The 12967-nt window shown below is 35.1% G+C and carries 11 protein-coding genes; 7 read left to right on the top strand and 4 right to left on the bottom strand.

Translation table 11 applies throughout. The features are described from left to right. The first annotated feature begins 1 nt into the window (after position 1). The 7 genes from OCU56_RS15400 to OCU56_RS15375 all read left to right on the top strand — a co-directional run bounded on the left by OCU56_RS15400 (position 2) and on the right by OCU56_RS15375 (position 6602). Positions 2-1162 carry a polysaccharide pyruvyl transferase family protein gene (locus tag OCU56_RS15400; protein WP_261874850.1) on the top strand — a complete coding sequence of 387 codons (1161 nt, stop codon included), beginning with the start codon at positions 2-4 and terminating at the stop codon, positions 1160-1162. After that, positions 1152-1874, top strand: coding sequence for an IspD/TarI family cytidylyltransferase (locus tag OCU56_RS15395; protein WP_261874849.1), 723 nt, complete (start codon positions 1152-1154; stop codon positions 1872-1874). Before OCU56_RS15400 ends, OCU56_RS15395 begins: the two co-directional genes overlap by 11 nt. A 9-nt stretch (positions 1875-1883) precedes the next feature. After that, a complete protein-coding gene (locus tag OCU56_RS15390) occupies positions 1884-2912 on the top strand; it encodes an NAD-dependent epimerase/dehydratase family protein (RefSeq protein ID WP_261874848.1) in 1029 nt (342 codons plus the stop codon). 11 nt (positions 2913-2923) lie between these two features. Continuing rightward, positions 2924-3709 (top strand): LicD family protein, encoded by a 786-nt coding sequence (locus OCU56_RS15385; protein ID WP_261874847.1) that lies wholly within the window; start codon positions 2924-2926, stop codon positions 3707-3709. Between the two features lie 128 nt (positions 3710-3837). Continuing rightward, the gene (locus OCU56_RS17535) at positions 3838-4812 is read left to right on the top strand and encodes an EpsG family protein (protein WP_390904884.1); all 975 of its coding nucleotides are present in this window, start codon (positions 3838-3840) and stop codon (positions 4810-4812) included. A gap of 35 nt (positions 4813-4847) precedes the next feature. Next, complete coding sequence (locus OCU56_RS15380; RefSeq protein ID WP_261874846.1) at positions 4848-5795, top strand: glycosyltransferase family 2 protein; 948 nt, start codon at positions 4848-4850, stop codon at positions 5793-5795. Between the two features lie 27 nt (positions 5796-5822). Continuing rightward, entirely contained in the window at positions 5823-6602 is a 780-nt protein-coding gene (locus OCU56_RS15375; protein ID WP_261874845.1) for a glycosyltransferase family 2 protein, read from the top strand. A 166-nt stretch (positions 6603-6768) separates the two neighbouring features. Here the strand turns inward: OCU56_RS15375 and OCU56_RS15370 are convergent, their stop codons facing one another. The 4 genes from OCU56_RS15370 to malT all read right to left on the bottom strand — a co-directional run bounded on the left by OCU56_RS15370 (position 6769) and on the right by malT (position 12963). Next, complete coding sequence (locus OCU56_RS15370) at positions 6769-7317, bottom strand: sugar transferase (RefSeq protein ID WP_261874844.1); 549 nt, start codon at positions 7315-7317, stop codon at positions 6769-6771. Continuing rightward, positions 7310-8221 (bottom strand): NAD-dependent epimerase/dehydratase family protein, encoded by a 912-nt coding sequence (locus tag OCU56_RS15365; protein WP_261874843.1) that lies wholly within the window; start codon positions 8219-8221, stop codon positions 7310-7312. Before OCU56_RS15365 ends, OCU56_RS15370 begins: the two co-directional genes overlap by 8 nt. 53 nt (positions 8222-8274) lie before the next feature. Next, complete coding sequence (locus OCU56_RS15360) at positions 8275-10182, bottom strand: polysaccharide biosynthesis protein (RefSeq protein ID WP_261874842.1); 1908 nt, start codon at positions 10180-10182, stop codon at positions 8275-8277. Positions 10183-10257: 75 nt separating this feature from the next. After that, entirely contained in the window at positions 10258-12963 is a 2706-nt protein-coding gene (gene malT / locus OCU56_RS15355) for an HTH-type transcriptional regulator MalT (protein WP_261874841.1), read from the bottom strand. Between the last annotated feature and the right edge of the window lie 4 nt (positions 12964-12967).

Genomic DNA, 12967 nt, shown 5'->3' with positions numbered 1-12967 from the left:
TATGAAAAAAATAGGTGTTGTTTCATTTAACAAATACTCACATCATATGAATTATGGCGCGGTGCTTCATTCTTGGGCATTTCAACAGTATTTAAATAGAGAAAACTTAGATGCTCAAATTATTGATTATATGCCGAAAAGCCTAGAAGGATACAACATTAAGTATCCAGTATTAAATGTTTTTAGAGAAGGGGATACTTTAAGGCATAGAGTGTCAAGTTTTGTTCATGGAATAATATCATTTCGTACAAATTTGATAAAATATGATAAGTTTGAGAGGTTTTTTGAACAACATTATAAAATGTCAAATCGAACGTATAGTTATAATGAATTAATGCAATTAGAAAAGTTAGACGAAAAATATGATACGTTTATTTGTGAAAGTGATGTTATTTGGAAAATAAATTCTACTAAAGGTTTTGATGAGGTATTTTTCCTTGAGTTTCCTGCAGCAAAAAATGCAGTAAAGGTTGCTTATTCCCCTTCAATAGGGCGAGATAGTATGACCAAGACTGATGAATTGAAATTTTTAGATAAAATTAAGAAGTTTGATGCAATTAGTTTAAGAGAGCGTCAAGGTTCTGAATATGTATCAAGTTTACTTGAGAAAAATGTCGATTGGGTTCTAGACCCTACACTTTTATTAAATAAAAGTGATTATGAGAGAATTGTTTCTGAACCGGCTAAAAAAATAAAAGATTATCTACTTGTATATAATTGTATGCAAAATAATAGACGGATGCTAAAGCAAGCAACGGTATTAGCTAAAAAGAAAGGGCTAAAGTTAGTTGAAATTAGTAATTTCACTGCGAATAAATACTTATTTAATCATGAGGTACTTAGCTCTGTAGGTGTAGGTGAATATCTATGGTACTTCAAAAATGCAAGTCATATAGTGACTAATGCATTCCATGGTGCATGTTTTTCTATTATATACCAAAAAGACTTTAATTTATTCCTGCGAGACAATTCTGATTTTAGAATGCAAAACATAACATCAGCCTTGGATTTAAAAGAGTGTTTGATTGGATTGGAAGATAGTATTAACCTACATCAAAGTAATATTAACTACCAAGAAGTTGAAAAGAAACTTTCTATTCATCAAAATAGGTCTTATTCTTATATTAAAAATAATATTATTGAGGAAAATTATGACAAATAATGTTGCTCTTATATTTGCTGGTGGTGTTGGTTCCCGAATGGGTAATAAAGGAAGACCTAAGCAATTCTTAGAGGTTCATCGAAAGCCAGTAATAATTTATACAATTGAACATTTTGAAAAAAATGAAAATATATCGTCTATAGTAGTTGTATGTAAACAAGATTGGATTGATTATTTAAAAAAACTAATTGTAAAGTTTAATATTACGAAAGTTAAATTTATTATTGAGGGTGGTGATACAGGACAAGAATCTATCTATAAAGGATTGAAATGTATTAGTAATAACTATCCAAGTGAATCAATAGTTTTAATTCATGATGGAGTTAGGCCAATAATAAATAATGAATTAATTGATCTTAATATCAATGCAGTTAAGCAATATGGAAGTGCAATCACTTCATGCCCTCCAGTTGAAACATTTGTTCAAGTTGATATAAATAAAAAGGTGAAAGGTGTTCATAACCGGAATTTGTCTAGATTGGCAAAAGCACCGCAGAGTTTTTATTTAAAAGATATATTATCTGTACATGATAAAGCAATAGCAGATAATTACACAGAAGCTATAGATTCATGTTCATTAATGAACCATTATGGATTTAGTGTACATTTAATAGAAGGTATTTCAGAAAATATAAAAATCACAACACCAATTGACTTTTTTATTTTCAAAGCTATTTTGGATGCAAATGAACAAATGGCTATTTTCAATTAAGGGCTTTTAATGAATAATTTCACTAATGATTTTGATACTTTAGTAAACCGCCATGATAAAGAATTCGAAAAACTAAAAGATAAAACAATACTTATCTCTGGTGCGCTTGGAATGTTAGCCGCTTGTACTGTTGATTTTTTACTTTTTTTAAATGAAAAAGGCTATAATATTAATATCATTTTATTGGGTCGTTCCAAAGAACGCTTAATCGAAAGATTTGGCATGGAAAATGATCATTTGATGTTTTTAGTTCAAGATATTAAAGATGAAATTACTTTAACTTCTAATATTGATTATATTCTTCATGCTGCTGGTAATTCGAGCCCTTTTTATATTAAAAATGAACCTGTAAATATAATAGAAGCAAATGTCTTAGGTTCTTTAAATATTGTTAACCTTGCTAAAAAAAATAACATCATTAATTGCCTTTTCACATCGACTAGAGAAGTCTATGGCAATGTTCAAGATAAAGATGAAATTTATGAAACCACTATGGGGTGTTTTGATCCATTAGATGCACGTTCCTGTTATCCTGAAAGCAAGCGTATGGCCGAAAATATATTTAAGAGTGCCAATATTCAATATGGAATCCCATTCAATGTTGTAAGAATTGCACATTCTTATGGTCCTGGAATGAAGTTAAACGATGGCAGAGTTATGTCTGATTTTATAGGTGATACTTTACAGTCAATAAATATCAGACTTAATAGTGATGGCTTGGCTATACGTTCGTTTTGTTATGTAACGGATGCTATAAACGCAATGTTGTTAGTATTACTAAAAGGTGAAGTATCAACGGTATATAATATAGCTAATGAAAAAGAAGACATAACGATCTTTGATCTTGCAAAAGAAATCATAAATAAATCAGGAAAGGGTATAGAATTAACAAGAATTGAGCCTGTCGATGGACTATATTGTAATTACCCTCGAACTCGATTAAATACTGATAGAATTGAACAGTTGGGTTGGATACCTTTAGTTAACTTATCAAACGGAATTGAGAGGACACTAAATAGCTTTAGTGATAAATTATGAATGAATTATCAATGAAGGAATTACGTCAATTTCAAATAAAGATCTTAGATTATGTTCATGAATATTGCTCAGCGAATAATTTAAAATACTCTCTAGCCGGTGGTACTATGTTAGGCGCAATTCGCCATAAAGGCTATATTCCTTGGGATGATGATATAGATATTATGATGCCACGAGAAGACTATGATTTTCTTATCAGTAACATTACCAAGTCTATTCCAAACTTAGTCTCATATTCTTCAATGCCTGAAGGTGATAAGCCGTATTTTAAAAATTGTGGAAAATTAGCCATTAAAAACACATTACTTGTTGAGCCAGATGCACCTTCATATATAGATGGGATTGGAATTAATATTGATATATTTCCAATAGATTATTTCTCTGGATCAAAAAAAATAGCATCATATAAATCTAATTCTTTTGTGTTATTTAAAAAAATATATTTCTCAAAATATATTTTTAATGAACGATTTAATAGTAAAGTGTCAAAGGTTGCATATATTATTATGGGGAAATTCCCTGGTGTTAACCTAATCGCTAAAAAAGCTATCAACAAATTTTTTAATTTCAATAAAGTTAAATCTAATTTTGCTATTAGTACTGGTAGTGTTTATTATAAAAAAGATATCTTTGAAAAAGAAATATATGATAATTACTCTAAATACACATTTTGTGGAAAGCAATATAATGGCATTCAAGATTATGATACATATCTTGGCCAGTTATATGGAAATTATATGGAGTTACCCCCTGAAGAAAAGCGGGTGTCACATAACGTTAATGCGTTTGTGAGGTAAAATTGATTTACATTATCTTACTATCATTACTAACAATACATTTAGCTGTTATTGATAAAATTACAACAAAGACTTTTCATTATAGAGCATTTATTGTACTTATACCTATTATAGTAATATATATTGCAGTGGCGAGTATACAGTATGATATCGGAAGAGATTATTTTTCATATTCATCTATATATAATAACTACCAATATGAGTTAGGTTACTATCTAGGAAATCATGAATATATATTCTCTGGTATAGTGATCATGCTTAATAAATTAGGGTTATCATCACAGTATATATTTGTCACATATTCTTTACTACATTCTGTGTTACTGTTTGGTTATCTTTCTTTGGTGAAAAATAAGTATAATAAAGTAAGTCTAGCTTTGTTATTTTTTGTGATGTTTGTGATAACAAATTTCTATCATTATCAAATGAGTCAATTAAGACAGTATGTCGCAATTATACTCTCTCTCTACTTTGTCTTTTTTCTGGTAAATGGAAAAATTTTAAAAGCATTATTGTTTTTTTGTACTGCAATATTTTGTCACCCTTCATCATTTATAATGCTTATTTTTATACCTTTGAATTACATATCTAAGTTTAAAAGAAAATATACATTAGTTTACTTTTTAGCTTCATTTATTTTGTTTGGTTTTATATATGTATACTGGGGAACTCTTTCATCTTTATATACTGGTACTTATGCTAAATATTTCCAAACTAGTTTGAATGAAGGTGTCGGATTAAAAACAACAATACTAAAATTAGTAAACATACCTGTCTACATAGTTTTTTATTACCTCTATCTAAAGCATGGTCCAATATGTAAATTCACTCAAAGTAATTTTTTTAAATTTAATGTTACAGCTTTCTCTTTTTTATACATGTCAATAATACTTGTTGATATTATTGGACTTTATCCTAGAGTGTATGCATACTTTATTTGGTTTAATATATACCCTATTTATTATGTTTGTAAGTATTTTTGTTTAAAAAGACGTTGGTTGGAGTTTGTTTTGGTTACCTGTTTCATTTCATTACCATATTTGTATAAAGTTATCGTTTACGCTGATGATGTATATAAGTATAAAACAATTATGTTTAATTAAAAAAATTAATACCAAATCAAATACAAGAGACTGAGATGTTATTATCGATAATTATTCCTGTATATAATGTAGAAAACTATATAGAAGACTTACTTAATTCCCTTTCTTGCGATAAATTTGATAATACAAAGGTTGAATTTATCTTTGTAGATGATGGTTCTCCTGACAACTCTATAGACATATGTAAAAAGCATATAAGCTCTAATATGAAGCTATACACAAAAGAAAATGGTGGATTATCTTCTGCAAGAAACTATGGTTTAATACATGCATCTGGAGATTATGTATTTTTCATTGATTCAGATGATGTGATATCTTCTACTGCTATTGCTCTATTATTAGAGACGATAAGTAATCAAAGTGTGGACTTAATTTCATTTAACGCATTTAGATTTAAAGATGCTCCATCATTAGTAACTAGTCATATAAATTGCTCTGTAAAAAAAATAGAGGATTATTACACTAAACCTCTTTATGCTTGGAATAAGGTGTTTAAACGTAGCCTTCTTCTTAATTTATCACCACTATTTCCAGAAGGGAAAGTATTTGAGGATATATCTACAATACCCTTATTGATAAATATGACACGTTCATTTGTTCATATAAACGAACCTCTTTATGGTTATCGAATTAGGGAAGGTTCAATAACCACGACAAATAGCGCTGTTCTTGGTAAGCTTTTAGAAGCTTTAGAGCTGCTAAAAATAAGATCTAATACATCTAATTATGCCAACATTTGTATTGTTAAAGAATGCTTTGGTATTGTTATAAATTTAATTAGAAGTGACGATTTTAACAACGACTATTCTAATGCTAATGTTTGTATTAAACATATTATTTCTAGAAATGAATTTATTTCTGTATATAGAACTCAATCATTTAGAAGTATTATTACGTTTATGATTGTATATTTTAAATTGTTTAAATTACCATTAAAATTATTGAATATATTTTTCAAGTATTTGATTAAAATACGCGCTTAAATAAATCGTTCTGGAGACAAACACTTAATGAACTGTTCTGAACTATCAATGGTATCAGTTATTATGCCATCATATAATAGTGCTACAACGATTGATAAATCAATTGAGTCAGTTTTATCACAGTCTTATGCTAATTGGGAACTTATAATAATTGATGACTACTCAACTGATAATACAGTTGAGTTAGTTAATACATTTTCTGATAAACGTATAAAGTGCATAGAATTAGATGTAAATTCAGGATCTCCAGCTAAGCCCAGAAATATTGGTATTGACCATGCCAAAGGTGATTATATAGCTTTCTTAGATTCTGATGATATTTGGTGTAATAATAAATTAGAAACTCAAATCAATTTAATGGTGCAAAACGACATTAGTTTTACTTGTTCTGGTTATAGATTAGTAAAATCTGGTATTGTTATTAGTAGTTACGTGCCACCTAAAGAGGTGACGTATAAAGATTTACTTACTAACAATAGTGTTGGGTGTTTGACTGCTATGGTACGTAAAGATTTATTAGGTGATTTAAGGTTTCCAATTTGTGGACATGAAGATTTTGCTTTATGGTTAAAATTAGTTAAAAAGTCAAAAATCATTTATGGGATGCAACAAAATTTAGCGGATTACAATTTAATTGAAGGTTCGGTGAGTTCGTCGAAATTTAAGTTAATACCATTTTTTTGGAATATATATAGGAATGAAGAGAAACTATCTATTTCATTGAGCTTATATTACTGTATTGGTTATCTTATTAATGTAATACTGTTCAAGTATAAAAAGACATCTAATACAAATCGTACTAAATAGCTGATCATTCTAGCTTGTTAAAACACTCGATAATTGCGTCAGAATTTTTGATTACTTACTTGGTGTTATTGGTATAACTAATACTTATCTTTGTTAGAAAAAAGCCCTTATTTATAAGGGCTTTTTTTTGTTTCATATATAGGACTGATGCATCAGTTATATTTAACTACTTTATTGTGTCGCCACTTCCTTTTCCCGTGACCGTTTTTAAAATCAGTTCAAAATAAGTGGTCAACTTCATATTATCTATCATTGTTTTATCGGTTTTTGCCAATAACTCGGGTGTGGACATATCTATATTATTTACTTGTGACAAGCCTGTAATCCCTGGAAGAACATCATATACGCCATGTGCATCCCTAACTTCAATCAAATCTAATTGATTCATTAAGTTTGGTCTTGGTCCCACTAAACTCATTTGCCCTTGAATAACATTAATTAGCTGAGGTAATTCATCTAATTTTGTTTTCCTCAAAAAATGGCCAAAAGGTGTAATTGAGGCGCTGCTTGCTAAATGACTGGCCACAGATTTTGTATCGACTCCCATAGTACGGAACTTAATAAGAGTAAATGGCTTTTTATTTTTTCCCATTCGTGTTTGTATAAATACAGGTGATCCTGTATCAAAATACCCAATGATTGTGACAATAATTAAGATTGGAAATAGAATTAAAAGCCCAAAAAATGCAAAGAGAAAATCTAATATTCTAGTCATTATTGCTCTCATGTAGTTGTGTCATTGTTTGTGCCATAGTGTGTGGTGGCACCCAATCTAAAATCTGTTGTGATTTATCTGAGTTAATGGATAAATCTTTAAAAAGTTGTGTATACAATCCTGGCTTTCTAATTAACGCAAAAGCAAGTTTTGCGAGTGATGGTGGAATAGGGAGTTGTATGATTTTTTTCCGTAATCCTAGTGCGATTTGATTGGTAAAGTCTTTTGTGGAAATTGCAGTACTTTCTGAACCTAAAAAAATGTTGCCTGCCGCATTTGAATGATTTGAGCAAGTAACAATTAGGTCGACTAAGTTTTCAACGGAGATAAAACTTCTTTTGTTACTAGACAGACCAAATGGTAAAAAAGGCGTTTTATTAATTAATTTACATAGTAGACCGAAGTTACCTGGTGCCTTGGGTCCATAGACAAGGGTAGGGCGGATAATGACAACCTCTAGTCCAGTTTGTTGAGCTAGCTTTAATAGTCCATTTTCAGCATCTAATTTAGATCGTGCGTAATCATTATGCGGCTCAGGTATTGAGTTATCATCAAATGTACCAGACAAACCTAACACGCCAATAGTACTAATAAAAACAAACCTTTTCACTCCGGCATTAATGGCATCTTGGGCTAATTTGATGGTGCCTAAATGATTGACTTCATTATATTCTTCACATGAGATATTGCTCTTATGGGCGATACCGGCAAGGTGTACTACGACATCGATATTTTCTAAGCAATGAGTCCAATCAGTATCTTTATTAATGTCACCAATAACCGTTGTTTCATGTAGATCTAAGTTGGTCGGTTTTCTGACCACCGAAGTTGCATTTGTTCCCAAACGTTTTACTAACGTTGAGCCAATAAATCCACTTGCTCCAGTGACTAAATATTTTTGCAAAATATACCTTTAAATAAATGAGTTCATTTTAGTGTGTGGTTTATTCGAAACCATCAAGCCTGGTGGTGATCCTTTTTGTTCCATAGCAAATCACTGATACCATCGCTTGGAGTAAACTGCGTGGGTGCATTAATCAGCAAGTCCCTAATCGCCTGATGATCAAAATTATGGCACGCTTTATCCATGTCATCCAAAATTACTTTGAACTCGGCAAAGCTTAAGAAGCTCTCTTGAGCGGTCATAATTCTAGTATGAGCGGTATCTTCCACATTGTTTCCCACCAACAGCTCTTCGTATAACTTCTCTCCAGGGCGTAGGCCTGAAAATTTCAATTCAATATCACCATTTTCATTATCTTCATTTTTGACTTCTAAACCGGAGAGTTGAATAAGGTTGCTTGCAAGATCGACAATCTTAACCGGTTCTCCCATGTCTAAAACAAACACATCCCCACCTTTGCCCATAGAGCCCGCTTGGATGACCAGTTGAGCCGCTTCTGGGATGGTCATAAAGTAACGGATGATATCGGGGTGGGTGACCGTCACAGGCCCCCCTTTGGCGATCTGTTTCTTAAATAATGGGATCACTGAGCCTGAGGAACCTAATACGTTACCAAATCGAACCATGCAAAAACGGGTGTTATGGTTGGTTTCTGCGGCAAGCGCCTGTAATGACAATTCAGCCATGCGTTTACTGGCTCCCATCACGTTGGTCGGGCGCACGGCTTTGTCCGTTGAGATAAGCACAAAAGATTCGACGTTGGCCTTAATGGCCGCTTGCGCGGTTTTGTAAGTACCAAAAATGTTATTTTGAATGCCTTCAATCACGTTGTATTCCACAAGGGGTACATGCTTGTAGGCCGCCGCGTGATAGACAGTTTGTACAGCAAATGTGTTCATGACATTCAGCAGACGACTGCTGTCTTGCACTGAGCCAATAATAGGTAGGATGTCGATGTTTAATGCATTGTCCTGGCAGAATACCTGTATCTCTCTGTCTATTTGGTACAGTCCAAATTCTGAGCGTTCAAAAAGCACGATGGTTTTAGGGTGTTGATTGATGATTTGGCGGCATAATTCTGAACCAATGGAACCACCGGCACCAGTGACCATTACCACCTTGTCTTTGATGTTCGCTTCCATCAATGATTGTTGCGGAGTCACCGGATCGCGGCCCAGTAGGTCTTCAATAGCGACGTCTTTGAGTTCATCTATTTTTGCTTTGCCGGAGATGATGTCACTCATATCAGGGATGGTGAGTACTTCGGCAGAAAGGTGGACGAGTTCATTGAGTATTTCTTTACGTCTGGTGCGCGTTGCACTTGGCACGGCCAGTAAGATTTGTTGCACGTTGTAACGGTCAACTAAGCGCTCAATTAGGTTGACGTTGGCAACTTTAATTCCCATTAGTACGGTATTTTCTAATGTTTTATCTTCGTCAACAAAACCAATGACTTTATGGGTATCAGAGGTACGCAATGCATAAGCAAGTTGCCTGCCTGCGGAGCCTGCACCATAGATCAATACGCTTTTACTGGTTTTAGAAAACGACTGGCTAACTAATACCCGCACAATGAGTCGCACACCGCCACAAGACAGTGCTAAAAAGGCGCCATAAATAACGGGTACGGAGCGAGGTACGGCGGAATTGAAATAATACGCCAGCAAGCCAATGGAGATGGTGGAGATGATCGTGCCCAGGCTGACCACGTACAATGCATGAAACGTGAGGTAGCGTAAGACGGCACGATATAAGCCGAGCTTAGTAAAGGTAAAAATAGTGATCAGTAGGGTAACGATTAATACATTGTGGTTGTCGTATTTTGGTAACCACATTAAATCACCCAATCGAGCCCAATGTGCGGCGTAATAGGATGAAATAATAAAGAAAGAGTCTATTAAAACGCTGATAATGCGTTTAGAGGCTCGTGATAAGTTCCAAATGTATTTGAGTTTAAACATTGAGTTACATCTTTCAAACTGTCCAACCTCTATGTTAACCGCTAAATGCTCTTATGTCTTCTATATACGTGCGAATTAATATCCCATTAAACGCAACAAATTTTCCGCAGTCTCTATGGCTTCCTTCCTATTTGCTATGTTGAGCTTCTGATAAAGGTTGCGAATATGTGTCTTAATTGTTGTGCCGGCCACGTCAAGCTCTTGAGCGATTTGTTCGTTACTAAAGCCGGAGTAAATGAGGTTGAGTACTTGCCATTCGCGCTGTGTTAGGGGACTGGTGCGGATGAGTTCTGGGATGTTTTTATGATTAACCAGTTGATTTACAAAGTCTTCATCAAAGTGAACTGCACGACTGCGCTGTTTGTTGCCTATCTCTTTTAATAACTGCAAAGCACGATGTCGTTCTAAGTCGCCAATTTGTGTTTTGTTAACCAGTTTTTCTAGTAGTGTATTGATGGAGGCGCCATCAATAATAAAGTTGCCGACCATTCCCGTTTGATTGGTTAAGGCCAATGCCTGCTTGAGTTTATCGCGAGCCATGGTTTCATTTTCTTGTTTAATGTACAAAACAGATTCCACGATCAGGTTACGATTGTTGTCAGTGACGAGTTTATGTTCGATAGCTTGCTGTTGTAGCAGAGTAAGGGTTTGCCGTGCATCATCAAGCCTATCGCAAGCAATTTGAGCACGGGCGATATTGCGCCATTGCAATTGGTTAAAGTGATTGTTTGCGTCCTGTGGTTGCTCTGTTTGTACCAACCAGTTATGGATAGCCGACGTGTCGTTACTCGCTTGCCAATACAGCAGTAAAGAGAAGGAGGCGTTGGCCGACCAATCCACATGATAGTTGGATTCTAAAAGCAGTTCTTCAATTTTTTTAACAAATCGACCGGCTTTATCCAGCTCCCCTCGACCTAACGCAATTCGAGTCAACATTGAATAGCTATGTAGGTGTAAGCTCTCTTGATCGGCAAGCACATCAATGCCTTTAAACGCAGTTTGTTCCGCTTCATCTAAGCGGTTCCAACACCATAAAATTTGTGCCCGGCCACGCAATAAATGCTCATGTAAAGGCACTTGTTGAAAGTGATGTTCTTGAATAACTTTGAACGCTTGGTCTTGCAATTCAAACGACGCTTGCGTGTATCCTTGCGCAAGTAATATTTCGCTTTGTTGGATCAGCGCCCACAAAACGTGGTGGTACACTTGATATTGACGCGCCAGCTTTTCTGTTTGCTGCATCATGGGAAGGGCGCGGTCTAATCGCCCCAGAACGTGGTTTACTTCGCCAATAACCGAAGTACCTACGATGCGGCTTCTAAAATCGTTGTTGTCAATTTGGCTGAGTGCTAATTCGGCCAAATTGAGCGCTTCTTCAGGGTTTCCTTGGTTAATGGCCACCTGTGCTCTTAGTGCGCTCACTTGCCCTTTTTCTTGGGTGGAGAGCGTGATGTTTCGTTTGTTTAATTCGGTTTTCGCTTCTGACAGTAAGTCACCCACGTCGTTGAATCTGTGTTGGCTTTGCGCCAGCCACGCTCGCAAAAGGGGCAGTTTTGCGGTTTGGTAGAGTTGTTCGGTATCCAGTTCATCAATGGCTTTTTCAAGGGTACTTAGCTCGCCACTATTGAACATATGCCAACCGTGTTCTTGCATGATATGGGCACACAATTGTGGGTCTTTACTTCGCTTGGCATGTTGTAATGCTTGCAAAGGACGGTTGTGTGTGAGCCAGGCGTTGGCAGCCTTACTTTGTAATTGAGCTTCTTGATGTGGCATATGCAAGAGACGTTGATGATTTAAAAATTCACTGAATAAGTAATGGAAGCGATACCAGTGTTCATCCACGGAATCAATGCTCAAAAACAGGCCGAATTTGCTGAGGTTATCCAGCATGTTTAAGGCATCATCGCGACCGGTTACTGCGTAGATTAATTGGTCATTAAAGTTATCTAAAATGGAGCATTGCATAAGAAAGTTTTGGATATCACTGTCTGCAGAGTCAAACACCTCTTCGGCAAGATAGTCCCAAAGATGAGAGTGGTTAAACTCATTCATACAGTGCAGTGATTGCTGAATAGGCTTATTACATTGCTGGGCTTGGACGGCAATTAATTGCAATGCAGAGGCCCAACCTTCAGCGTAATTGCGCACTTTATCTGCAGTGGACTCATCAATGTCTTCTTTCATTCTGAGATTGAAAAAACGAGTGGTCTCTTCTAAGTCAAACGCTAAGTTGCGATCGTTTATTTCAATCATCAGATCCCGAACTCGCAGATTGGCAGTACCCAGTGGAGGGTTGGAGCGGCTAGTGATCACAACGGTAATGTTGTCAGGCATGTGCTTGATAAAAAAGCGCATGGCTTGGTGGATGTCTTCGTTAGTGATGAAGTGGTAGTCATCAAACACTAGATAAGATTGATGAACATTGTTGGTCAGTTCTGCAAAAATTTCGCCAAATAGGCTGTGCAGAGACGAATATTGTCGTTTTTCAATCAAAGCTTGCGATTGCAGGCAACTGTTTCCTGTGGCGTTATTTAATACTTGGATAAAGTAGTTAATAAAGCGGTAGCTGTCATTATCGCTCTCATCGAGATTATACCAACCTACATTTGGTTTTTCGGCGAGCCATTGTGCGGCCATGGTCGTTTTACCGTATCCTGCCGGTGATCGTAGCAACACTAACTTATAGCAAGGCGCTTGCTGTAACAATTCCAATACTCTTGGGCGCACAATCGCATTGTGTAAGCGTCCTGGACGGGTGAGTTTTGAAGGGATCCACATGGTG

Origin of the sequence: Vibrio rarus (genome assembly GCF_024347075.1) — a bacterium.
GTDB lineage: Bacteria > Pseudomonadota > Gammaproteobacteria > Enterobacterales > Vibrionaceae > Vibrio > Vibrio rarus.
This window is presented reverse-complemented; position numbering and strand designations above follow the sequence as displayed.

What these genes read in the sequence shown, in the direction of transcription:
- OCU56_RS15400 (WP_261874850.1), top strand. Translation starts at nt 2, where the DNA reads ATGAAAAAAATAGGTGTTGTTTCATTTAACAAATACTCACATCATATG.
- OCU56_RS15395 (WP_261874849.1), top strand. Translation starts at nt 1,152, where the DNA reads ATGACAAATAATGTTGCTCTTATATTTGCTGGTGGTGTTGGTTCCCGA.
- OCU56_RS15390 (WP_261874848.1), top strand. Translation starts at nt 1,884, where the DNA reads ATGAATAATTTCACTAATGATTTTGATACTTTAGTAAACCGCCATGAT.
- OCU56_RS15385 (WP_261874847.1), top strand. Translation starts at nt 2,924, where the DNA reads ATGAAGGAATTACGTCAATTTCAAATAAAGATCTTAGATTATGTTCAT.
- OCU56_RS15380 (WP_261874846.1), top strand. Translation starts at nt 4,848, where the DNA reads ATGTTATTATCGATAATTATTCCTGTATATAATGTAGAAAACTATATA.
- OCU56_RS15375 (WP_261874845.1), top strand. Translation starts at nt 5,823, where the DNA reads ATGAACTGTTCTGAACTATCAATGGTATCAGTTATTATGCCATCATAT.
- OCU56_RS15370 (WP_261874844.1), bottom strand. Translation starts at nt 7,317, where the DNA reads ATGACTAGAATATTAGATTTTCTCTTTGCATTTTTTGGGCTTTTAATT.
- OCU56_RS15360 (WP_261874842.1), bottom strand. Translation starts at nt 10,182, where the DNA reads ATGTTTAAACTCAAATACATTTGGAACTTATCACGAGCCTCTAAACGC.
- malT (WP_261874841.1), bottom strand. Translation starts at nt 12,963, where the DNA reads ATGTGGATCCCTTCAAAACTCACCCGTCCAGGACGCTTACACAATGCG.